This is a genomic window from Paenibacillus sp. LRG-1, assembly GCF_057220305.1.
Genome location: NZ_CM170126.1, coordinates 5,857,549 through 5,880,919, shown reverse-complemented (window position 1 = coordinate 5,880,919; position 23,371 = coordinate 5,857,549). Strand labels below are relative to the sequence as shown.

Annotated in this window: 24 protein-coding genes; 12 read left to right on the top strand and 12 right to left on the bottom strand. The window is 44.5% G+C overall.

From position 1 onward, the window contains the following. Window positions 1–58: 58 nt before the first annotated feature. Window positions 59–1,003 carry a helix-turn-helix transcriptional regulator gene (locus ACUUJN_RS26075; protein ID WP_028540897.1) on the top strand — a complete coding sequence of 315 codons (945 nt, stop codon included), beginning with the start codon at window positions 59–61 and terminating at the stop codon, window positions 1,001–1,003. A 67-nt stretch (window positions 1,004–1,070) separates the two neighbouring features. Next, window positions 1,071–1,592 carry a DinB family protein gene (locus ACUUJN_RS26070; RefSeq protein ID WP_023991015.1) on the top strand — a complete coding sequence of 174 codons (522 nt, stop codon included), beginning with the start codon at window positions 1,071–1,073 and terminating at the stop codon, window positions 1,590–1,592. Here the strand turns inward: ACUUJN_RS26070 and ACUUJN_RS26065 are convergent. The 4 genes from ACUUJN_RS26065 to ACUUJN_RS26050 form a co-directional block, all read right to left on the bottom strand. Beyond that, on the bottom strand, window positions 1,525–2,061 hold the full coding sequence (locus tag ACUUJN_RS26065) for a Crp/Fnr family transcriptional regulator (RefSeq protein ID WP_023991014.1): 537 nt from the start codon (window positions 2,059–2,061) through the stop codon (window positions 1,525–1,527). The two genes, ACUUJN_RS26070 and ACUUJN_RS26065, sit on opposite strands and share 68 nt — an antisense overlap. Window positions 2,062–2,097: 36 nt before the next feature. Beyond that, window positions 2,098–2,838 carry an SDR family oxidoreductase gene (locus ACUUJN_RS26060; protein WP_053326433.1) on the bottom strand — a complete coding sequence of 247 codons (741 nt, stop codon included), beginning with the start codon at window positions 2,836–2,838 and terminating at the stop codon, window positions 2,098–2,100. 31 nt (window positions 2,839–2,869) lie between these two features. Further along, window positions 2,870–3,448 (bottom strand): TetR/AcrR family transcriptional regulator, encoded by a 579-nt coding sequence (locus ACUUJN_RS26055; RefSeq protein ID WP_028540896.1) that lies wholly within the window; start codon window positions 3,446–3,448, stop codon window positions 2,870–2,872. A gap of 132 nt (window positions 3,449–3,580) precedes the next feature. Beyond that, entirely contained in the window at window positions 3,581–4,126 is a 546-nt protein-coding gene (locus ACUUJN_RS26050) for a glutathione peroxidase (RefSeq protein WP_023991011.1), read from the bottom strand. A 281-nt stretch (window positions 4,127–4,407) separates the two neighbouring features. On the opposite strand from ACUUJN_RS26050, the gene ACUUJN_RS26045 reads away from it, so the two are divergent. Next, window positions 4,408–5,136, top strand: a complete 729-nt coding sequence (locus ACUUJN_RS26045) for a YheC/YheD family protein (RefSeq protein ID WP_023991010.1) — start codon at window positions 4,408–4,410, stop codon at window positions 5,134–5,136. 113 nt (window positions 5,137–5,249) lie between these two features. Here the strand turns inward: ACUUJN_RS26045 and ACUUJN_RS26040 are convergent, their stop codons facing one another. Beyond that, a complete protein-coding gene (locus tag ACUUJN_RS26040) occupies window positions 5,250–5,960 on the bottom strand; it encodes an SDR family oxidoreductase (protein ID WP_076156682.1) in 711 nt (236 codons plus the stop codon). 32 nt (window positions 5,961–5,992) lie between these two features. Further along, window positions 5,993–6,544, bottom strand: a complete 552-nt coding sequence (locus tag ACUUJN_RS26035) for an NAD(P)H-dependent oxidoreductase (protein WP_068939180.1) — start codon at window positions 6,542–6,544, stop codon at window positions 5,993–5,995. 160 nt (window positions 6,545–6,704) lie between these two features. Here ACUUJN_RS26035 and ACUUJN_RS26030 point away from each other — a divergent pair, with 160 nt between their 5' ends. Beyond that, window positions 6,705–7,055: a winged helix-turn-helix transcriptional regulator gene (locus tag ACUUJN_RS26030; protein WP_484669098.1), complete on the top strand. Its 351-nt coding sequence runs from the start codon at window positions 6,705–6,707 to the stop codon at window positions 7,053–7,055. Between the two features lie 160 nt (window positions 7,056–7,215). After that, a complete protein-coding gene (locus ACUUJN_RS26025) occupies window positions 7,216–7,704 on the top strand; it encodes a DUF2798 domain-containing protein (RefSeq protein WP_068939341.1) in 489 nt (162 codons plus the stop codon). A gap of 89 nt (window positions 7,705–7,793) precedes the next feature. Here ACUUJN_RS26025 and ACUUJN_RS26020 read toward each other — a convergent pair whose 3' ends face one another. Beyond that, complete coding sequence (locus ACUUJN_RS26020; protein ID WP_075154959.1) at window positions 7,794–8,534, bottom strand: SDR family NAD(P)-dependent oxidoreductase; 741 nt, start codon at window positions 8,532–8,534, stop codon at window positions 7,794–7,796. Between the two features lie 157 nt (window positions 8,535–8,691). On the opposite strand from ACUUJN_RS26020, the gene ACUUJN_RS26015 reads away from it, so the two are divergent. Beyond that, the gene (locus ACUUJN_RS26015) at window positions 8,692–9,597 is read left to right on the top strand and encodes a LysR family transcriptional regulator (protein ID WP_023991005.1); all 906 of its coding nucleotides are present in this window, start codon (window positions 8,692–8,694) and stop codon (window positions 9,595–9,597) included. 90 nt (window positions 9,598–9,687) lie between these two features. Here ACUUJN_RS26015 and ACUUJN_RS26010 read toward each other — a convergent pair whose 3' ends face one another. Continuing rightward, on the bottom strand, window positions 9,688–10,557 hold the full coding sequence (locus ACUUJN_RS26010; RefSeq protein WP_076264582.1) for an AraC family transcriptional regulator: 870 nt from the start codon (window positions 10,555–10,557) through the stop codon (window positions 9,688–9,690). A gap of 316 nt (window positions 10,558–10,873) precedes the next feature. Between ACUUJN_RS26010 and rlmN the strand changes: the two genes are divergently transcribed. The 5 genes from rlmN to ACUUJN_RS25985 all read left to right on the top strand — a co-directional run bounded on the left by rlmN (window position 10,874) and on the right by ACUUJN_RS25985 (window position 16,427). Further along, entirely contained in the window at window positions 10,874–11,971 is a 1,098-nt protein-coding gene (rlmN, locus tag ACUUJN_RS26005) for a dual-specificity RNA methyltransferase RlmN (RefSeq protein WP_023991003.1), read from the top strand. A gap of 139 nt (window positions 11,972–12,110) precedes the next feature. Then, complete coding sequence (locus ACUUJN_RS26000) at window positions 12,111–12,812, top strand: dihydroorotate dehydrogenase electron transfer subunit (RefSeq protein ID WP_023991002.1); 702 nt, start codon at window positions 12,111–12,113, stop codon at window positions 12,810–12,812. Continuing rightward, the gene (locus ACUUJN_RS25995; RefSeq protein ID WP_023991001.1) at window positions 12,793–13,725 is read left to right on the top strand and encodes a dihydroorotate dehydrogenase; all 933 of its coding nucleotides are present in this window, start codon (window positions 12,793–12,795) and stop codon (window positions 13,723–13,725) included. The genes ACUUJN_RS26000 and ACUUJN_RS25995 overlap by 20 nt, the downstream gene beginning before the upstream one ends. Before the next feature lie 381 nt (window positions 13,726–14,106). Beyond that, on the top strand, window positions 14,107–15,693 hold the full coding sequence (locus ACUUJN_RS25990) for an ATP-binding protein (protein ID WP_484669097.1): 1,587 nt from the start codon (window positions 14,107–14,109) through the stop codon (window positions 15,691–15,693). After that, window positions 15,690–16,427: a response regulator gene (locus ACUUJN_RS25985; protein WP_023990998.1), complete on the top strand. Its 738-nt coding sequence runs from the start codon at window positions 15,690–15,692 to the stop codon at window positions 16,425–16,427. The genes ACUUJN_RS25990 and ACUUJN_RS25985 overlap by 4 nt, the downstream gene beginning before the upstream one ends. Window positions 16,428–16,477: 50 nt before the next feature. Here ACUUJN_RS25985 and ACUUJN_RS25980 read toward each other — a convergent pair whose 3' ends face one another. Further along, a complete protein-coding gene (locus ACUUJN_RS25980) occupies window positions 16,478–17,497 on the bottom strand; it encodes a 2-hydroxyacid dehydrogenase (RefSeq protein ID WP_028540889.1) in 1,020 nt (339 codons plus the stop codon). A gap of 17 nt (window positions 17,498–17,514) precedes the next feature. Beyond that, window positions 17,515–18,570 carry an AEC family transporter gene (locus ACUUJN_RS25975; RefSeq protein ID WP_025720201.1) on the bottom strand — a complete coding sequence of 352 codons (1,056 nt, stop codon included), beginning with the start codon at window positions 18,568–18,570 and terminating at the stop codon, window positions 17,515–17,517. A gap of 334 nt (window positions 18,571–18,904) precedes the next feature. Here ACUUJN_RS25975 and mmuM point away from each other — a divergent pair, with 334 nt between their 5' ends. Further along, window positions 18,905–19,852 carry a homocysteine S-methyltransferase gene (mmuM, locus tag ACUUJN_RS25970; RefSeq protein ID WP_028540887.1) on the top strand — a complete coding sequence of 316 codons (948 nt, stop codon included), beginning with the start codon at window positions 18,905–18,907 and terminating at the stop codon, window positions 19,850–19,852. Window positions 19,853–20,000: 148 nt separating this feature from the next. On the opposite strand, the gene ACUUJN_RS25965 is transcribed toward mmuM, so the two are convergent. Together ACUUJN_RS25965 and ACUUJN_RS25960 are read right to left on the bottom strand one after the other, a co-directional pair. Further along, window positions 20,001–22,271 carry a GDYXXLXY domain-containing protein gene (locus ACUUJN_RS25965; RefSeq protein WP_341063321.1) on the bottom strand — a complete coding sequence of 757 codons (2,271 nt, stop codon included), beginning with the start codon at window positions 22,269–22,271 and terminating at the stop codon, window positions 20,001–20,003. 138 nt (window positions 22,272–22,409) lie between these two features. Continuing rightward, window positions 22,410–23,300: an AraC family transcriptional regulator gene (locus tag ACUUJN_RS25960; protein ID WP_076264579.1), complete on the bottom strand. Its 891-nt coding sequence runs from the start codon at window positions 23,298–23,300 to the stop codon at window positions 22,410–22,412. Window positions 23,301–23,371: the final 71 nt, after the last annotated feature.

The window sequence follows — 23,371 nt, the reverse complement described above, 5'->3', positions numbered from 1 at the left end:
GCCCTTATTGCTTTTTTGTATTTCTGCATTTTAGATCCTTCCAGAGAGGGGCCGTGGTATGAACAAAACAGATCGTTTGCTAGCGATCTTGCTAGAGTTGCAGCGTAAGGATATTTTACGAGCCGAGGATTTGGCAGCCATATTCGAAACGAGTGTGAGGACCATCTATCGGGATATTCAGGCTCTAAGTGAATCGGGTGTACCGATTGTAGGAGCACCGGGCATTGGATATTCCTTGATGGAGGGGTACTTCCTGCCCCCCCTGAGCTTTACCGCAGAAGAGGCTGTGGCGTTGCTAATCGGAACGGATTTTGTCGAACAAAAATTTGATACAGATTACGGTATCAAGGCGCAAACCTCCCGCAGGAAGATTGAAGCCATATTACCGGAGAGCGTTCGCAGGGAAGTTTCCCGGGTGCGTACGACCATCAGACTGCTCGCGGTGGGTGAAGGGGTAAACCATAGCGAGAAAACCTGTTTGGAAACGTTGCGTCTCGCAGTATTGGAAAAACGGAAAGTACAGTTTGGCTACTCCAAGAGAATGCCAGAGGCTGACGGGAATCGTCAAAGTGTGCGTGTGGTCGCTCCTTATGGTCTTGTACTGCTCCGTGGTTCTTGGATGTTAATTGGGCAATGCGAATTGCGACAGCAGCTTCGCCATTTCCGTCTGTCACGTATGGACAAGCTTATCGTGCTGGAGGACAGGTTTCAGTTGCCTGTCGATTTTCATTTGCAGGATTACAAGCAAACCGATGACCGTCATGTAACTGTTCGCATATTAGCACGTTCAGATATCGCAGATAAGGTGAAGGAAGCGAACAACTTTTATATGGAGGCCATAGAGGAGCGTGCAGATGGACTGCATGTACTCTTCCGCGTCAGACAGCCAGAGGAACTACTGCAATGGATACTTGGATGGGGCGCGGATATGGTTGTGCTGGAGCCTGAGTCGCTCAGGGAGCGGATACGTGTGGAAGTGGAAAAAATGTTGAAATGCTACTGACATAATGCTGTCAGTAGCATTTTTGTATAGTAAAGCTACTTTGATAGAGAGGAGCAATTATTAATATATGAATACAACTGAAACATTGCAGCGTTTCGAAGAAACGGCACAACACTATCTTCTTGAATTGGACAGCTTTAGCTTGGAGGAACTGCAATACACACCTCAGGAGGGTCAATGGTCGCTTGGACAAATGTATCTTCATTTGGTGAACTCTGCACTGTATATGCATCTTAAGAACATTGATCTTTGTCTACAGCCTAATGGGGAGACAGGAGTTAAAACGGAGGCAGGCACGGCCATTTTTAATCTGGGGAGCTTTCCGCCAATGCGTATCCAAGTTCCACCATCCCCTCAGTACACTCCCCAACAACCCACTAGCAAAGAAGAAATTGTGGAGGGATTAAACGTCGTGATCCGCAAGATGAGAGAGATTGAGCCGACCGTTGGGAAATCAACAACGCTGTTCACCGTCTCTCATCCCAGTTTTGGTGCGTTGAATGCTGGAGAGTGGTTTGAGCTCATTGAGATGCATTATCGTCATCATCTTTTGCAGAAGGAGCGCTTGAAGCACGCAATAGCCGATTAATCGTCTCCCGACGCAGCCCAATAAACTGGCCGATTTCCTCCTGCGTCAGCACGTCCGTTAACGTGGCGGGTGCGATGTAGGAGTGGAACCAGCGTTGGAGCTTCCGAAGCTTCTCGGCAGGTGACACCTCGGTGAGCTGGTCAATTCGTTGCTGCATCATGCGTAACTTGTCCTGTAGCTGCAAAGCGATAGCCCGACATTGAGCCGGATCTTGCTCCAGCGCCTGATACCATTCTTTTTGCGACAGAACCTCGACCTCAGAGGTTACCAACGCCACCGCTGTACCATAATAAGGATTGGGGCTGATCAGGGAGTGGTGCGGGATGATTTCATCGGGCACAATCACATTAACTAAAATTTGCGAGCCGTCTTCATGGACTCGGACAATTTTTAACAAGCCGCTCTTTAAGTGATATAAAGGGCCGGATTCTCCTTGTCGAAATAAGGTCTCGCCTTTGTTTAATATCATGAACGTAAACAGCCTCCATTCCATGTATTCCAGCTTTTAGATGAACCCGCCATTGACGCGGATCGTTTGCCCGGTAACCCACTGTGATTTGGCGCTGACCAGGAACTCAATCACATCAGCGATATCTTCCGGTTCGCCGAGCCGACCCATAGCATTCATTTTTTTCATGCCTTCGATTTGCTGCTCGGTTTTTCCTGCTTGGAAAAGCTCGGTGTTCACAGGACCGGGAGCCACAGCGTTGATCGTAATTTGCTTGCTTCCGAACTCTTTGGCTAGCTGACGGGTAAATTGCTCCACTGCGCCCTTGGTACCTGCATATACGCTATAGGCTGGGAACATTTGTCCGATCACGGATGTAGACAGGTTCACGATTCTTCCGTAGTTCTCCATATATTTCATGGCTTGCTGACATGCAAAGAAAGTGCCCTTTACATTGAGTGCGAATTGTTTGTCAAAATCTGCTTCGTTTACCTCAGCCAGAGGTTGGGTAATCATCAGCCCAGCGTTGTTAACCAGAATATCCACTTTACCGAATTCAGCAATCGTATTTGTAAATAATGCTTCAATATCACTCATTTTGCCCAGATCAGCGTGAAGTGCTATGGCTTTGCCGCCTTTTTGAAGAATGCTCTTCACGACTTCTTGGGCTTTGTCCGGACTGCTGGCATAATTGATGACTACATTAGCGCCTAGATCAGCCAGTTGCTCGGCAATGGCACGTCCAATCCCTCTGGAGGACCCGGTGATAATTGCTGTTTTTCCGTCCAAATGCTTCATATGTGTTTTGTCCTTCTTTCCTTTATCTATTTTAAGTGATTCCTTTTTCTAAAAGCATCCACACATCCGAAAACTCCTGATTAATCACGGGACTCTTCCATTCGTAAGCATGAGCGGGATGATGAAAACGGGCTGTGGCATAGAAAAGGGTACGCGCCAGTTGGGCTGGCTGATCCGATGTGATGTCCCCGCGTGCAATGATATCAGCGAGCTGATCCACAATGTGTGTGATATGCAGGTCGATTAAATCAGCGGCTTGCTCGGTGACCCTCGTATACATCTCAAACATTTCCTCGTCATCGCGGGCATAATGCTGCTTAAGTTCGACCAAGGTCTGTATATATCGTTTTAAATGTGGCGTTCCCAGTATAAATGAATTCTGACAGACCTCCGTTAACGGGCCAATAATCTTTTCATTCAGCCATTTTTCGGTCACGCCTTCAAGAAGCTCGGCCTTACTTTTAAAGTGTCGGTAAATGGTGCCATGACTTACTCCCAGTACTTTGGCAACATCGGTCACGGAAGTTTTGGCTACACCAAAACGTCTAAGGGTGTCTTCTGTAGCGATGAGAATCTGTTCCTTGGTTAGCACATCTGAGGATTTTTCCATAGGGACACGGTCAAGTGCCGTGTGAGTCACCTCCTTGAAGTCAGGATAACACAAAGAGTATCAAATGACAAATATTCATTTTTGTCATTTGATACTCTTTTTTTAAAGAATCCAAAGAAGTGAACGGAAAAATTACAATAGCGATTCGATGACAGGATCAATGGCACAGGGCTCGGTTGTTACTTCAAACCTTCCTTTTACATGGCCATCGCGATCGACCAAGAATTTAGAAAAGTTCCACTTGATACCGTCGCCAGCGTATATTTCTGGATACTTATCCCGCAGGAAATCCTCCATCCATTGACCGTCTTTGGTCTGGGTATCGAAGCCTTGAAACGGTGCCTGTTGGGTCAGATATTGAAATAAAGGATGAGGAGATGAGCCTCTTACATCCGTCTTCTCAAATAGCGGGAAGGTTACTCCATGGTTCATTTGACAGATTCCCTGAACCTCCGAATGGCTACCCGGCTCTTTTTCATTGAATTGGTTACAAGGAAACGCAAGGATTTCAAAACCTTGTTCCCTCCGTCTTTCGTAGAGCCTCTGCAGATCAGCGAATTGACTGGAGAAGCTACACTTGCTGGCTGTGTTTACAATGAGGAGAACCTTTCCTCTGTAGTCTGAGAATTCAATCGGTTTCCCGTTAATTGAGGTTGCCTGAAAATCATAAATAGACATATTAACGTTCCTCCTCACGTTATTTTTTAATACATCATATATCCAGAATTATTATTGGTCTAATATATTATTGGAATCAACTTTATAGGTATTTGCAATAACTTCGTCATGCAAAGAACACTTTGTTCATTTCTCTCTTGAAATCAAAGAAGACTCGCCTTAAAGAAAGTAGGAGATTTGCCTCTTTCATAGCAAACTGTGGCATTCGCCGTTACCAAGATAGAATATAGATGCATATTCATGTAATGTGTGCAAAAACCCAACAGAATCGAGGGATATTCGTGCCCATTGGAAAGATGATTCAATACAAGGAAATGCGACAACATCCCATTTTACGTTCTCACTTGCCCGAAACCCGCTGGATCAGTAATGCAAGGACTTTACGGATGCTGGATACCTATCGCACAGTCTTCATCAAGCCTAATTATGGGAGTGGAGGAACTGGCATCATACGTGCGAAAAAGCTGGGGAGGAAATATGAGATTCGTTGTGGCTCCAGTCGCAGAGTCGTTAGATCCCACGCCGTAAGAAGAGCAGTTAGAACCTATCGGAGACCTCATCGCCGTTATTTGGTACAGCAAGGACTTAAGTTAGCCAAGTACAAAGGTTCCATTTTTGATGCCAGAGTGTATATGCAGAAGCCGGAATCGGAATGGGTCATTTCAGGAATAACCGGCCGTGTCGCTGCACCTCGAAAAGTCGTTACCAACTATCGGAAGGGAGGACATGCGGCGCCGTTGTCCAAAGTGCTTTTAAGGGTCTTTAAAAATGACAGAACAAAAATGAAAGAGATTCTGGACCAGATCACCGAGCTTTCTAGAATCATTGCCGACACGATAGATACAAATCATCCGGTTCGCGAGCTGGGCATCGATCTTGCTATTGAAAAGAGCGGTCAAATCTGGATTATCGAGGCCAATCCGCATCCCGGACATATGTTGTTCAGGCAGCTCCCCAATCACAAGATGATTCGCAACATTTTGAGAAACAAACGTCGTATTCATCACTAGGATAAAGTTTGTGAAATCATTCATTGATAAGAAAAGAGGAGAACGCCCAAGCAAAGATGCGGGAGCGTTCTTCGTTTTTTTGTTAAATGACTGACGGATTTAAGACGAAGCTTTTATGTTAAAATGTGTCCGCCATCCACATGAAGGACTGTTCCGGTCACAAACTGATTTTGAATCAAATAAATTACACCTCGTGCAACATCCTCGGCAAGTCCAACTCGCTTCACAGGAAGCTTATGCGCGATCGTATCATAGAATTGATTGCGCGTATTTTCAGGCATTTTGCTGCGTGAAGGTGTATCAATAATGCCGGGTGAGACGACATTCACGCGGATGGGAGCAAGCTCTAACGCCAAGGTTTGACCAAGATTCGAAACCGCTGCATTCACAGCACCGAGCGCAGAGGAGCCAATCATCGGCTTGTATGCCACCACTCCTGAAAATAAGGTAATGGAACCCTCGGTTGAAAGTTGAGAAGCTCCGTATTTAGCTGCATAATACTGGCCCCAAAATTTGTTTTCGAATAGCTTGCGGGCTTGATCCGTCTCCAACTGAAGGAATGACCCACCTGAGGTTTCTGCCGCGCTAACGATAAGATGGTCATAGGGGCCGACTTTTTCAAAGAAAGATTTTACCTGCTGCTCATCTGACGTGTCTAGCACATATATTGCAGCACGAGAGCCCAGCATTTCTTTGGCCTTGTGCAATTTATCCTCCGAGCGGCTGGCGATTACCACTTCCGCTCCAAGCGAAATGACTTGCTTAGCTGTTTCTAAACCAATACCTGAGCTTCCACCAATAATGACAATCTTTTGGTTTTGCAAATGGATTCCCTCCTAGTGTTCATCTGGATTTGTTAATCATGTAATACGGCTTGTAGATGTATATCGAGATCAGCAATAAATTTAGGTATATTTGGATTTTTAATAACATCGTAGCATGCAAAGCTTTTCAAAGGCTCCATACCGAGAAATGCATGTGCAGAATGCAAATGCCTGAGTGCGGCTTCTAGACTAGCGCCATTAAAAAATTGAGTTGGATCATTAAAAGCTTTTTCTGGAGCGTTCCAAGTCGTGGAGAACATATATTTCTTGTCGGTTAATAAACCTCCGCTACCATATTCATGAGCACCCGTGAAGAATACACCGTAAGCATAGACTTCATCCATATAAGTCTTTAATAATCCAGGAACGCTGAACCAATAGATAGGGGTTTGGTAAATGACTACATCCGCCCATAAAAATTTTTCTTGTTCTTCGCTGAGGGTATAGCCATTTTGAACAGACGTTGTTTTGATTTTGTTCTCTTCACTTAAGAGACGCACCATATTGTCCATCAATGTTCGGTTCAATTTCCCTTCAGACGAATCATATTTTTGATGACCGTTAATGATTAGTATATTTTTCATCTCTTCACCTCCTCGTATTAGAGAAAACATGACTTGCTACACCGATATTGTATATGTAGTAAGTTTATTTAGGGAAGTAGTGATATTTAATTCATATAGTTTCCTAAATGGAACTATTGTGATACCATTGGGTTTAACAGATATTTTTGGAGGAGTTCCTATGCACGCCCAAGAACCTATTGAATTGACCAAAGGAATACCAGGTAAGCCGTGTCCTATTGCCCAAACACTTTATTTGATCGGAACGAAATGGACTTTTTTAATCATCCGCGACCTTCTTATCGAAGGAACACTGAGATTCAGCCAACTTCAAAAATCCATGAAGGGGATTAGCCCCAAAACGCTTTCCCTACGCCTGAAGGAACTTGAAGATAACGGTCTGTTAGAAAGAAAGGTATATGCCGAGGTTCCCCCGCGTGTTGAATATTCGTTAACGGAAAAAGGGAAGCGACTGGAAGGTGTTTTTATTGAGCTGAAGAGATTTGGCTTAGATTTAAAAGCAGATCATTGAGGGACATGACGCAGTATTCCAAGGTATCGTTGAGCTGAACGATGCCTATTTCTTATATACAAAAAAGGAAGCGCTTACTATAAAGTTCACAGAAAGTTCACTTATGTGGAGGTTTTGACTATTTATATAATTACCAAGGTACACGGAAGGGATGATGGAATTGCCAACAACGAAGAAAGAAGATTTTTATTTTGGTTTAATGATGTGCTTGGGGATGGTCGTATTCATGACATTTTATAATCTATATACAAATGACTTGATTGGCACAATATCTCTAAAAGTAATGTTTCTGCAATTTATTTTATGTTTTATCATTGCTTTCGTATTGGAATTATTTATTGTCGGTCCACTAGCAAAGAAAATAGCCTTCTCATTACCATACGACAAAACTAAAAAGGTATTTGTGATTCTATCCCTCTCATGCTGTATGGTCATTGGAATGGTTCTCTGTATGTCACTTTATGGATTGGGGACAGCTTACTTTTTTAATGGTCTTTCGGGAGACTCATTATTTAAAAATTACTTGTCTTTAGTTTGCAAGAATTTTATTTTTGCTTTCCCTCTGCAGCTCTTAATTGTAGGGCCGCTTGTTCGGTACTTATTTGTTAAATTCGTGAAAGGTACACGAATTGCGGTATCTCTAAGCTAAAAAACGTAGTCAACGACGGTATACGATAGCTCAAAAGCCGCCTTCTGTCTGAGAAGGCGGCTTGTTTTTACGCAGAAATCCCAGTATTTTTACAGCGTTTGTCCGCTGTCCACCGTAATAGTCTGGCCTGTCATGGCTTCCTGTTCCAAAGCAGAGCAGATCATGCTAGCAATATCCTCGGGCGTGGAAATGTGCTGTAGGAGCAAATGAGGAAACAGTTGCTTCATTTGTTCTTCCCTGCCTGCCCACCATCTTGTCGCTACGGCTCCCGGCACGATGCAATTGACTCGAATATCCGGTGCCAGTGCTCGTGCTAAAGATTTGGTCAGCCCGTGGACGGCCGCTTTGGATACCGCATAGGGAAGAGAGGAACCTAGCCCTGTTTGTCCTGCTATACTTCCCAGATTGACGATAGCTCCTTGTTTACTACGCTTCATAAAAGGAGCTACGGCTCTGGCGCAGTAAAACATGCCTTTTACATTTACATCAAATAGATCATCCCATACCTCTTCCGTGGCTGCCTCCAGATCATCCATAGGAATGTGATGTGTAATGCTAGCGTTATTCACAAGTATATCAATCGTACCGAATTGATGGACAATCTGGTCAACCATAATTCGAACTTCCTGATCTCGGGAAACATCTGCCTGTAATGCGATAGCACGTCCGCCTTTTTCAAGGATCATACGTACAGTTTCCTCAGCATCGTTTTTAGAGCGGGAATAGTTTACGACTACCGTAGCTTTTCGATCTGCCAAGGCCATACATACGGCTCTCCCAATTCCTGTACCTCCACCTGTAACCAGTGCTACTTTTTGATGTAAATCCATATATATTCGCTCCTTCCCATCCAGTTCATTTTGCGTCTGAAAAATAATATGATCTGATATGTATCATTGTAGAAGATGTATTGTGTTCTGTATAATTGAATTAACTGAATTTACAATTCAATAAAATTGAATTAATTGTGCATATAGGAGTTTGAGAATGGACATTAAAACACTCAAAACATTTCAAATGATTGTGAATTACGGGAGTTTTATTCGTGCAGCGGAAGAGTTGAATTATGCACAATCTACTGTGACGATGCAAATACAGAAGCTGGAGTCCGATATGGGAATTCAACTGATCGAACGGGGCAAGAAAATAAAGTTAACTGAAGCGGGCAGGATGTTTTACGAGCAAAGTCTACATATTGTAAAGGATATGGAGCAATTGCAGGAAAATATGGACAATCTGCAAAGAGGAACCGCAGGCGACCTTCGTATAGGAGTGACCGAACCGACTGCCAGTTACCGACTACCAGAAATTTTAAAACGATTCTTAACCCATTATCCGAACATTCGGGTTTCTGTTGAGTTTGGGAATACCCCTACTCTAAGCGAGCGTGTTCTCAAGGGGGATATTGATTTAGCGCTGTGCTCCGCACCGGATTTGGGCACAGAGCTATATTTTGAACCTTTATTTAGGGAGAGATTTGTAGTATTGATGCCTGAAAATCACCCGCTTGCGCAAAAAGAAAAGATTGGGCCGGAGGATTTACAGGGGCAGCGGTTGCTTATTACGTCGGCCACCTGTCCATATCGTCGCAAACTTGAAATGGTCATGAAGGAATATGGAATAACCATATTAAACACGATGGAAATTGGCAGCATGACGGCTCTGAAATTTTATGTGGAGAGCGATTTAGGTATTGCACTTGTGCCACAAATTCTGGTCAGTTCTGTCCCAGCAGGAACAGCGGTGAGGGAATTAAGCGGCAGCCTGATCGATATGACCTTCGGCCTTCTTTGCAAAGCAACAGACTATCCGCTAAAGCCGGCAGGTTCAAGCCTATACTCTGTGTTGAAGCAGGAGCTTGGGGAGTTGCCTGGGAGCATTAAGCTAGAGTAGCGAGTATGCAGGGAATTGTGTTTTCTGTCACCTTCTGATGTAAATACAGTACGGTATAAAACCGACTGCAATAGGCAGTCGGTTCGTTGTTTACTTTTTCTTAATCGGAATCCAAACTTCACTTCGGTAGTCTTCAGCATGTGAATCGCCCATAGTATACACTTCCAGTTCCGGGCCGCCTGAATGCTCATAATTACTGGCAGGGAACCATTCCTGAAAAATTCTTTGCCATACCTTTTGGATCGAGTGAGGCATAGGGCCGATGGATGTAAATACTGCCCAGGTTGAAGCCGGAATGGTTCTGGATTCCAGCCCATTCGCGGTCGCTACGTCTTCGCTGCCTTCTGCGGCAATCAGGTACGTGAATTTCTCTTCTCCATGTTTGAAATCCAAACAAATACCGAGGATGTCGTCGCCTGTTCCCAAGGCATGAATCTGATCCGATGTACCATCCGCATTCAGTTCGTTCCAGAATTTTGGGATTTCTCGAAGATTATCGCCGTTCTTAGTGGTGACTTGAATGGACTTGCCAATGACCGTAAAGGCCGCCTTCTCTATAATTTTGTAATCCATTTCCTGATCTCCCTTCAACGATAAATGGAAGGTGATACGTGGAAAGGCTTTCAGGTTTACCCCAGGGCTTCTGGCCTCAGAGGGCGAAATACCGTGTACCCTTCGGAACGCTTTAGAAAAAGATTCGGGGGAATCATATCCGTATTTGAACGCTACATCCAGCACCTTGGCGGAAGAAAGACTCAATTCCTGAGCAGCCAAGGTCAATCGACGTTTGCGCACATATTCTGCAACCGTAACGCCGGTTAGCATATGAAACATACGCTGAAAATGGAAAGGAGACGAGTAGGCTGCCTTTGCAATTTCATCGATATCGAGTGACTGCTGCATTCTCTCTTCCATCAGATCCAGTGCGTTCTTGATCCGAAGCAACCATTCCAACCGCATCACCTTCCTTAGTTGTAATCATATCATTAGGAGTATCTGTAATCCTGTCTTTGCGTGCTCTTATCGAACAGGTTCTGTCGCCTAGTTTAATGTGGCTTGTACTTTGTTTCAAGATATAATTTCACGCTAAAATTTTGGAGAAACCATGTGCCTGCCCCCTTGTGTTCATAATTAAAATTTGGGACAATGGAAGAGGCGTTTAAATAGCGCAGATTGCTTAAACATGCTATGATGCAATGATGGTTGAGACGAATGGTGCGTGCTTAGTTTCATATAGAGGAAGACGAATTTGAATGTTTTGAAAAGAGGATCGAACATGAAAAAAGAATCCATTTATGGATTAACGCTAGATCAATTGACAGCATGGCTCATCGAGCATGGACATAAGAAATCCCGGGCATTGCAGGTATGGGACGCATTGTACCGGAAGCGGGTTACTGATTTTGCAGCGATGGCAGAGGTTCATGAGGATTGTACTCGCCTGTTGGCCGAGCATTTTTCCATTGAAACACTTGAAGAACACGTGAAGCAACAGTCAGCAGACGGGACGGTCAAGTTCTTGTTCCGGCTTCAGGATGGTAATTTGATTGAGACAGTATTGATGCGGCATAAGTTTGGTTTATCTGTATGTGTGACTACGCAGGTAGGATGTAACATTGGGTGCAGCTTCTGTGCGAGCGGATTGTTGAAGAAGAGCCGTGACCTGTCCAGCGGTGAAATTGTAGAGCAAATTATGAAGGTCCAGCTGTATCTGGATCAGGAACGACCGGGCGACCAGGTCAGTCACGTTGTTGTGATGGGAATTGGCGAACCGTTTGATAACTTCGTGAACCTGTCCGATTTCATTCGGGTCATTAAGGATCACAAAGGGCTAGCGATTGGGCCACGGCATATTACCGTTTCCACAAGTGGACTGGCTGATAAAATCATTGAATTTGCAGATTCCGACCTGCATGTCAATTTGGCGATCTCCCTCCACGCTCCGAATAATGAGATTCGTACTCGCATTATGAAGATCAACCGGGCGATTCCGATTGAGAAACTCATGCAGGCGATTGATTATTATTTGGACAAAACAAATCGTCGGATTACGCTGGAGTACATCTTGCTGAAGGATGTTAATGACGGTAAGGAGCACGCGCTCGAACTGGCTGAGCTGGTGGGCCATCGCCGTAATCTGGCCAATGTAAACCTGATTCCGTACAATCCGGTGGATGAGCATAGCCAATACCAGCGGAGTGAGTCGGAGTCGATTACTGGCTTCTATGATGTTCTGAAAAAACAAGGCATTAGCTGTAGTGTTCGGCTGGAGCATGGAGTCGATATTGACGCGGCCTGCGGGCAGCTACGCAGCAAGCAAATCCGCAAGGATGCCAAGGGTAGCCGCAATGCGGAGCGCGAAGCCATTAGTTAAATACACAAGCGTACTCTCTAACAGGAGTACGCTTTTTTATATCACGAGCCGCAGGGCGAAACGTTACCCGAAAATGTGAAAATAGTCACGTAATAGTTGCTGCTTTTACGTTATAGTGAGTGGTTAGTGGAGGGGTTATATGGCTAACGTAATTTCGAATGTGGCGCTCGTTCCGGGCATTTATGTGATGAAAATAGAGGGAAAGTTTAAAGGGAACATGGGGCAGTTTTACATGCTGCGCAGCGGGACAGGTTACCCACTGCTGCCCAGACCCATCAGCATTTATGATATCGGGGAAGAGAGTATTTCCTTTTTGTACCGGGTTGTTGGAGAGGGGACAAATTTGTTTTCCCAATTACAGCCTGGTCAGGAGATTCATTTAGAAGGACCTTTCGGAAACGGATTTCCGCAGGTAGAGGGTAGTTTGGCTTTGATCGGCGGTGGCATGGGTACAGCTCCGTTGCTGTTGGCTGCAAAGTATTACCCGCATGCGCACGTTTATTTGGGGTTTGCACAGCAAGCCTTTGGGGTTGAAGCGTTCGAAGCTGTGGCGGCATCTGTGCAGGTCAAGGTAGGGGGAAGCATCGTCGAACAGGTCGATCCGACGCTTTATGCAAATATGTTCTCCTGCGGGCCAACTCCGATGTTGCAAGCACTCGCCATGAAAACGGTGGATACGTCATCCCGTTTATATATTTCAACTGAAAGACACATGGCCTGTGGTATTGGCGCATGTTTGGGCTGTACGATGCGTACCCGTGGAGGCAATCGAAGGGTATGTAAAGAAGGGCCTGTATTCCCGGTGGAGGAGGTGGAGTTTGATGATCTCCATGGTGTGTAATATTGCGGGTGTACCATTCAAGAACCCGATCATCATGGCTTCCGGTACGTTTGGATTCGGACGTGAGTATGCGGAATTTTATTCTCCTGAATTATTGGGTGGTATCGTCGGCAAGGGACTGACCCTGCATCCGAAGGCTGGTAATACGGGATCACGAATACATGAGACAGCATCGGGCATGCTCAATAGTGTGGGGCTGGAGAATCCGGGTGTTGCCGCCTTTTTGAAGGATGAGCTGGATGACATGACACGCTGGAACACGGCTGTTATTGCCAATGTGGGCGGCTCCAATCTGGAGGAATACGTTCAGGCCGTAGCGATGATTACGGAAAACGCGCAAAAGCGTCGCACAATGAACCGCAGAGGCGTTGATATGCTGGAATTGAACATTTCATGTCCCAATGTGAAGCAGGGTGGAATGCAATTTGGTATCCAGACGGAGGTAGCGCGGGAGGTTGTGCGCCAGGTGCGCAATGTGACGGCGCTTCCGTTGGTCGTCAAATTGTCTCCAAACGCAGAGAACATCACACAGATGGCGGTTATGTGCGAGGAAGAAGGCGCAGACGGAGTTTCGCTGATCAATACATTTTCTGCAATGAAAATAGATATACGCCGGCGTCGCAGTGTCTTCGCCAACACGTATGCTGGTCTTTCCGGCCCGGCAATTAAACCGATTGCCTTGCGCATGGTTCACCAGGTGGCACAGGCGGTGTCGATTCCGGTGATCGGGATGGGCGGGATTAGCTCGGTGGAGGATATTATTGAATTCACCATGGCAGGGGCCGCTGCCATTCAGGTGGGAACGTACAATTTTGTTCATTTACATGCAGGGGCTGAGCTGGTACATGGCCTTGAACAATGGATGCAGCGGGAAAAGGTGCAGTCATTGGATGAGATACGGGGAATTTTGTGAATTTGGAACCTTTTTGCATACACTAATTCATATAGAACCGGCTTGTCTTTAAAAGACAAGTCGGTTTTATTTATTTTACTGAAATAGCCAAGCATCAACTAGTGGTTAATATCGCACTTGTTCAAGATGAACGAAATTTGATTTTCCAGCCGATGAATGGCTTCCTCGGACGCCTGGTCGTTCGCACCTTGTTTCTGAAGCGCGCAGAGCTTGCAGAATAAGAAGGAAATTGTCAAACGATGTCGAATATCAAGGGAATATAGGGTCAGAGAGATAGGCTCTTATTCCTAATGGAGAGCTTAACAAAAAAGCTAGGTGATGGGGTTGCGATTAAAAAGTAAGTCGAAACCGAGACGACAATTCAAGGTTTCGCTACAATTCATGATTATTATTTTGGTTGTTTTAGTTATCATTATTTCTTTAATTATATCCTTGCTTCTCATTCGTAATTTCGTGATTAACAAGCATTTTGATAATACGAAGGAAAAACTTTCGGGTATTGCCAAGATGGTTGCCAGTGACAACGATGTTATTCGTAATGTTGAGCAGGGAGTTCCTGTGAAGCAGATCCAAGACTACTCGCTTGGAGTCATGCACAACGTTAATGTGGATTTCGTTGTCATTTTGAATCACGATTTAATTCGGCTATCTCATCCGGATGCAACGATGGTTGGCAAACCGTTCTCTGATTTGAATGATGCCAGAAGAGCGCTATCCGGTCAGGGACATTTTTCTGAGAATATAGGTATTTTGGGCAAAGGTTACCGATATTTTACGCCGATATTTAATCAACAGCATGAGGTCATTGGCATTGTATGTGTAGGGCTGACCATGAGAACCCTAAATCATGATTTGATGCAGGCGCAGTATACCATTTTTGGGGGGCTGATGCTGGGGCTCTTTAGTGGAGTTCTGGGCGCGATCATTCTGGCTCAGAAAATCAAAACGATTTTATTTGGGCTTGAGCCGCAAGAGATAGCGACACGATTGCGTGAAAAAGAAATTATTGAAAATGAGGTCGCTGAAGGAATTATAGCCATTTCGGCTGACAAGAAAATTATGCTCATGAACAAAGAAGCTCAGGCCAAGTATCAACTGGCAAACCAAGAGATGAAAGCCCCGATTGGCGAGCAGCTAGATACCAACTTTTATAACGTGCTCTTCAAGAGAGTGTTTGATGATAAAAAGAAAATCAAGGATCGCTCATTTTATGTGAATGGTATAGAAGTCATTGCGACAGTAACCCCTATATATATTGAAAATGAGTTTTTTGGGGCAGTTGCAACGCTGCGCGACCAATCCGAGATGATCCATCTCAGCAACCAGTTAAGTGGTACAAAATATTATATTAACTCCCTTCGCGGACAGACCCATGAATTTATGAACAAAATGCACGTAATATCCGGCCTGATTGAAATGAGGAAATATGCGGAGGTCAGTCAATATATTCAGCAGCTAAATCACCGGTATCAAGATGAGGTAGGCTTTTTGACTGAGAGAATTAAAGTTCCGGCATTAGCAGGTTTTATTATGGGTAAAATCAATGAAGCACGCGAACAGAATATTTCGGTTCTTCTTGCAGAAAGCTCGGATGTCTCTAATGTGGAGATGCAGGATATCGTTCATGATGTCATACACATCCTGGGTAATTTTTTTGACAACGCCATAGATTCCATCTTACAAAAAAAAGAACCCGGCAAAATTGAGCTGAAATTGAATTATGAGTATGAGGGAAATGTATTCATTTTGAAAGTGAAAGATAATGGTATGGGGATTGATTTTGAGATGCAAAAAAGGATATTCGAGCATGGCTTTTCAACCAAAGGAGAAGACAGAGGCTACGGCTTGAATCTGGTTAAAACCATGGTGGAAAATCATCAAGGAATCATTGAGCTTGATAGCCAACCGGGTCTCGGAACAAGTATATATGTAGAGTTGCCCTGTACATTGGAGGTGACAAATGAATGAAAGTTCTAATTGTTGAGGATGATCCGATGGTTGCTGAGCTCAATCAACAGTTTATCGAGCGCATGGACAATTTGGATGTTGTATGTAAGGCAGATACCGTCAAGAAAGCACAGGACTGCCTTCAAAAATGGTCACCGGATCTGGTATTACTGGACGTTTATTTACCTGGAAAAAGCGGATTAACTTTATTATCACATATGCAGGAGCATCAGTATCATGCTTCAGTTATTTTAATTACGGCTGCAAAAGATATTCAGACGGTGAAGGAAGCTGTTTTTTATGGTGTTGCAGACTATTTAATTAAGCCCTTTACATTCGAACGCTTTAGACTGGCTGTTGAGAAAATCCAGCGTCTGGCCACGGTGATGGAGGAAGGGAACGGAATTAATCAAGCTGTTATTGACCATTATTTTAATAAAGAAGAGCATGCGGGTGTGGAAAAGAAAAAACCTGTTGAACATCCATCGCATAATCTACCGAAAAACCTATCTAAAAATTTGTCCAAACTGACCATGACCACGATACTGAAGAATATTCAAGAGCTGGACGGACCATTCTCGGTTGAAACATTAGCCAGAGAAGTGGACTTGTCCCGTATCACGGTAAAAAAATATATTCAGTTCCTGGTGGACGATGGCTTTCTAGTTGAATCGATAGAATACCACAAGGTTGGCAGGCCGCTAATGCTCTATCAGTTGAATCCTGATATAAAAGAACCGCCATTTCCGATGTAATCTGGAAATAGCGGTTCTTTTTTGTTCAACAAGAGTACCGAGCTTCCTAATTATTTCATAGAGAGAACAGGAAGTGGGACTAGGTTATCCGAAGAATGAGTTGTAACGATATCATGGAAGTTGTCGTAGCTAGTTTCAATCATGTTGGATAACGCCGTAACGGTATTCGAGCCAGCATGAGGCGTTACCAAAACTCTTGGATACAGCTCCACAAGCTTCTGGATCGTTGGGTCCGGGAGCATTTGCCATGGTTCAAATGCTCTAAAGAATAATTCATCTTCTTTAGGGAAGACATCCGTAGCGAAGCCCTCCAGATGGTTACTGAGCAAAGCGTCCAAAATGGCTTGGTTATCTTGTAATTCTCCACGTGATGTATTGATAAGAATAGATCCCTTTTTCATTTTTGCCAAAAAGCTGGCGTTAATCATTTTGTCGTTCTGTCCCGGCAGATAAGGAACGTGCACACTAACGACATCACTCTCTGCCAGTAATTCATCCAAGGTTGTGAATGGAATGACTTCCTTGGCCGCATCTGATTGGTACACATCATAACCAATAACAGAGGCTCCCAATCCTTTAAACAATTTGGCCTCCGTCAGACCAATGCGACCAACCCCGATAATCCCAACTTTACAGTTATGGATCTCTTTGCTGAATGTATGCTCATCCACAATAAAATTTTTGAACGAGCTTTTGGTAGTCATATAAGCGGTGTGTCGGAACAGCATCATTGCTAAAGTTAGGGAGAGCTCGGCGATGGCATTCGGAGAGTAGGATGGCACGCGTGCCACCTTCATTCCGAATTCGCTGCAGGCATCCAAATCAATGTGGTTGATTCCGACTGTTCTGGTGAAAACATATTGAATGCCGTATTCATTGAATTTTGTGATATTTTCCCGATTGGCAGCACAGTTTCCTCTTAGCAAAACGGCATCGTGATGCTGTGCCAATTCTGCATTGCTGGTGGTTAACAACTCTTCTACTAGCGTTAGTTGGAAGTTATATTTATTGAGATCCTGGAAATAGGGTTTCTCATAAGAACGGACACCATAGCAAATGATTTTTAACATGTTGTTTTCCCCCTGATTTAGAAAATTCCAATTTTATCAATGACATTGAGCGTAATGATCCACACTGGAATCATGACGACAGAAGTGATAGTAGATAGAAGCGATGCATTAGAAGTTAATATGGCTTCCTTATCAAAACTGATGGCATAGGCTGCGGCTACGGTAGCTGTAGGAGTAGCCATCATGATGACAATAGTAGCTAAAGCGACAGAATCGACTGACAGAATATGGGATACAGTCAACAAAGCCAGCAAGACGATGTTAACAATAGGAACAAGCCAAACCTTAACTATGCTGTAATACCAAGAGGTCTTATCAGTAGCTGCCGACTTGAAGCTGATCTCCCCCAATGTCGAGCCAATCGATAACCAGGCTAATGGAGAAGCTAGTCCAGCTAGGTAGGTCATGGGCTTGAACAGCCAGACAGCGGTTTGATCAATTCTTAGAAAGGCGAACTGCTGAATGGCCCCATCCTCTGTAGCTACACTCATCTGTGGCAAATAACCTTGAAACAACCAAACAAACAAGCCTAGAAACGTGGCGATAACGATGGGATTCAAAAACATGGTTTTGAGATTTTTAAGCTCCATTTTCAAGCCGCTCATTTTGATATAGCCATAGGAGTATAAGAAAATGCGGTACCCTATGTTAAAAATGGAACTGTACATCACTCCGGTAGGACCGTAAATGGCTCCGACAATTGGAATTCCGAAAAAAGTAGTAGAACCGAAAATGGTTAACACCCGCAAAACATCCTGTTTATCCTTGTTGTAGCTCAGGAAGAACGGTTTAGAAATAAAGATGAGAATAATATAAATTAGAACTCCCCATATTAAAACATTCATGCCTTGTTTTAACATTGTAGGATTAATATCCTGCATGAAAGAATTAAAGGCTAGTGCTGGTAGAGCCACGGTTAGAACAACCTTGGATAACATCTTTCCTACTGCTGCGTTAAAAATCCCCTTCTTCCGGCAAAAGAAACCAAGAAGGATAATAAAAACGGTGGAAGCGATAGAACTGAGAATTTTGTTATCTGTTAAGGTCGCTGTAATCATTTCTAGTAAAGACATAGATAAAACCCTCTCTTGTACCTTTTTTCACATAAATGACGATGCAGAATGTGACGATGCAATTCCCTGATCTTTTGGCCAAAGTGTTGGTTTGCACTTTTATAGTAAAATGACTTTGTGAAAAAAAGAACAATATCTAATTAATTTAACTTATGAAACTAATTTAAAAAATTTATACGTTACATCAGATGGTAAATGAAACGAGAGGGCACGTCTTCACGGAATGATTATTTATTGGCTTTGTGAGTGCTCATCAACATCCGTGCTATAATGTAAATCATTAAACCCTACTTGATTAGTGGGTTAAATAGAAAAGACGAGCAGGAGGGGTCACATGAACCCGATACAATATATACTGGACGAATTTCAGCTGATCGTGCTGGACGGCGCCATGGCGACCGAACTGGAGCGTCATGGACATGATCTGAACGATAGCTTATGGTCAGCTAAAATCCTCCATGAGCATCCGGAGTCGATCAAGCGTGTACATAGGGATTATTTTGAAGCTGGGGCAGACTGTGCGATTACTGCGAGCTATCAGGCTACCGTTGAAGGCTATGTTAAACGGGGCCTAAGCGAAAATGAGGCGCTGGAACTGATTCAATCATCGGTGCGGATTGCTGTGCAGGCACGCGATGAGTTTTGGGCTGACGTGACGGCTACTGCTAGTCAGCGGCATCGTCCCAAGCCGCTAGTCGCGGCCTCTGTTGGCCCTTACGGGGCGTTTTTGGCAGATGGGTCAGAGTATCGCGGCGATTACAAGCTGAGCGAGGAACAGCTAGTGGAGTTCCACAGGCCGCGTATGAAAGCTCTGATTGAGGCGGGTGCAGATATTTTAGCTTGTGAAACGATACCCTGTCTGGTTGAAGCCAAGGCCATCGCCCGATTGCTGAAGGAATTCCCAGGCACGTATGCCTGGATCAGCTTTAGCGCAAAGGATGGGCAGCATATCAGCAATGGTGAGTCTGCCGCTGCATGTGCTGAGTGGCTGAATGGGCATGAGCAAGTGGCCGCTGTAGGAATCAATTGCACTTTGCCCAATTTCGTTCCATCGCTTATTCACGAAATACGCAGTCACACGGATAAGCCTGTGGTGGTATATCCCAATCTGGGGGAGGAATATGACCCGGTCAGCAAGACATGGCACGGCAGCACTTGTACAGAGACATTTGGACAAAGTGCCCGCCAATGGTATGAAGCGGGAGCTCGTCTGATTGGCGGCTGTTGCCGGACTCAGCCGCTGGATATTGAGGAAATAGCATCATGGACGAGAGATGTATAAACGAGGATAAGCGTAGCGTAGGGATAAAGGTTATCTATAAGAGGTAACTCGATGGCCCGAAAAAGAACAAGCAGGCTGAACCAAGTTGTGCTCCAGCAATGGAGCAGCTTGGTTCAGCCTGCTTTGTTGACTACCTACGCCGATCCGGTCAGCTTTCTGCCAAACGTTCCAGCAGCGCGTCCCCATTGCGGCTCACCCGAATATGGGCAAAATGTGCGTTCTGTTCTACAGTACGTCCGGTTCCCTCAGGGATGAAATAATTCTCAATACCGTACAGAATACGAGAACCATACCATTGTCCATTTAGAACGACCTCATGACTGGTAAGTTTTTCACCATCTTGATATAGGCGATCCGCGACGTATACTCCTTGGCTATCTGGTGTGAGAACGACTTTGACCTTGCCTCGGCTCCATTCCTCCTCCTGAAGAGGGGTCTTGGAAGGCGGGGTAGATATGTCGTAATTCAGTGCCACATAATCGCCTTGCAGCAGGGAGCGCGGGTCTATAGGAGCCAGTTTGAGCTTAATTGAAGCCCCTGTGGCGAGCAGGGTTTCACTTCTCGCCGTCTGATAGCCGATGATCCCCAGCTGTAGCACGATGACAATAGCGATGAGTAACGGGCTTAAGCGCATGAAGCTAAAGCTGCGGTGGTCGGCATCAAATGCTGCTTTGCCGCTATGGTCCATTCGCCGATCCGCCCACCAGGTCAAGCCGAGTGCAATGACCCCTAGAAGCGCCAACGTAAAAGACTTATACAGTAGCGTCCACAATAAATCATAGTATTTGAAGCCGATAAAAATAAACCAGAAGACAACGCTCATGAGGGTCTCCGATTTTTGTTTCAGACGGGCAAAGGCAAAGATCATCCCGGTAACGATAACAAAATAAAAAATGTTAATGAACATATAAGAGTATGGAATGACATCCTCGAAAAACGTCGCCCAAAAAAGGAACAACAAGCTGAAAAATAATGAACTATTCCGCAGATGTTCTTTTAACTCCGTCTTGAATTTAAAGTAACTTACCCCATATAACACGGCATTGACGATGAAAAGAGAGAAAATGATGAACTTATAGGTCCAGTTCCAACCATCCCACTCCTGATACTGCTGAAATAAAATGGTCGCCAGATTCAGGTTTACAAAGGTGTAGGCAAAAAACAACTGCCTTTTCCCCTTGGAGCGAAACCATCCAGCGATGGAAACGATCAGAAATAATACCGAAAGCAACGACTGATCTGACCATAGAATGGCCGCCAAGCCTGTAATATAGCTGATGGTCAGCAGTGTATAACGTATTACCGAATCCAGCTTGGATTCCGGTATGACAATCATCGAAATCATAAGCAGCAACGACACAACCAACAGTACATATTCGGTGTGGTTTACATTCGTGCTAATCATAATCAATCCGATGAGAGATATACTACCGATCAGCACTCCAACCACTTTGATTACACGGGATACGGTTTTGCTGATCCATTCACTGCCATGTTCCTCGGGAACGGTCGTCTCAGTCTTTGATGTACTAATGTCCGTTATCCCTGCTTCCGGCGGTGTTTTTCCCAAACGATTCAAATAACGGAAAAACCACACGTTACCCGTCAGCAGCAGCGCCACAAAAATCAAACCAAACACAAAAAACAGAGATGAGGAGTACGCCTCTGCCAGCTCTATAAATTTAAAGACAGCAAACGCTGAGAGCGCCAATGCATTCAAGGTCAGTAGCGTTTTATTCAGTCGCACCTTGATAAATATATAAAATCCTAAAGCAATCACAGCGATATACGGTATATTCATGACCAGCCCATACCCATCAAATGCAAAAGAGTTGGTCATCGCTAACATGGCTATATGAAAAACAGTAAAGCTCATATATTGTAGTGGAGCAGAGCGTATACGATGAAGGAACGCCAATAGAAACAACACCAGATTGACCAGTGCGAACACTCCGGCAATCGACAATGATCGAAGTTCGCTATAAGGCACACTTTGCATCGTAGGGTAAAAATAAAGCCACAAACCAAGTTGAATCAGTACATAAGACAGCATATAAAAGGGATTGTAGCGAGTAATCCAGCTAAGTAGCAGAGCCGGCACCGACCAAATGAAAAACAATCCGTAGCTGTCCGCATGGGAATTGTAAATTTGACCGAGCAATGCCACGGAAACGCCAAAGGCTATACAGCCAGCCACCAAAAACATATTAGACAGAAAAGCTTGTTGGCCGGGAACAGCACGTATCCGTGCAAATACAAAAGACAAGCCATAGAACAGAACAATAAGCGCAGCAGCAAGTACAATCTTGGATGTCCGATCCAGTCCGCCCCAATTGGAGGCGAAAAAATAAATAATTGCGGCCAGTATCAGTGAGATGCCCAGCAGATAGCCCGTACGTATCGCATTGAATCGCAGCATGGATTTCACGTACCTTTCCTGTTGGTTTGAAGCCTATTATAGCGTTGAAAGGGCTCAGAACCAAGTGGAAATTAGGATCAGGTCATAAAAAGAGAGCCACCGTATACTGTGGCTCTCTTTAACGTTACTGGATTCCGACTAAGCGTTGACGGTACGAATCTCTTGCCGGGACTGATGTCGGAAGCGATACTCACGCGGTGGAATCCCTGCTGTTTTCTTAAATGCCTTGGAAAAGGTGGACATATCGGTATAGCCGATGGACTGGGCTATGATCGACAAATTGTAAGTTGTCTGCTCCAGTAATCTTTTGGCTTCGTTAATCTTGAGGTTTTGCAAATACTTGGCGGGAGAGATGAGGAAGGTGGAATGGAACTTACGTGAAAAATGCGCACGATCCACACCTACATGCTCGGCAATTTGCTCAATCGTAACACGGTCACAATAATGCATTTCAATGTAATCTTTCCCCTGCTGGAGCCAATAATCAGAGCATACAAAGTTGCGCAGTACGTCAGATGTGTTGCGGGATAACTCCTCGAAGATCTGATGCAGTGTAATCAAGCGGGCCAGATCGCTACCCTGTCTGTTGTCGTTTACGATGGAAAACAGGTTGGAGATAAGCTCAAGGATTTCCTCGCTCACTGCGTTAGCCATAAATGGCGTAGAGGGATTAATTCCGATCCGCTCCAGTAGCGCGAGGGATTTAGGTCCCTCAAAGGCAATCCATACCTTTTGCAACGGGTGCTCCTGATCGGTGTAATATTCATGGGCAAGATGCGGAAAAAAACAGAATAAATCAGACTTTTGGACACGGTAATTCTGCTGCTTATAAATAAACTCAGCCTGACCTTCAAGTACAAAAATCAAATAAAAATAAGGAACAGCCTTGGGACCGACATGGCAGCTTGTTTTCGAAATATCCATACCCAGTCTGACAGGCCAAATGGCGCTGGACTTTTCCAATTCGGTAGCTGTGAAATAATGGTCTTCCACGATGTCGAAGTGATCTTCATTTTTTGCTCTTTTCATAACTTGTCACCTCTCCTTTGGTGGAGATAAGGGAATTTTGATTTTATTGTATATAAAGGAAAGCATAATTA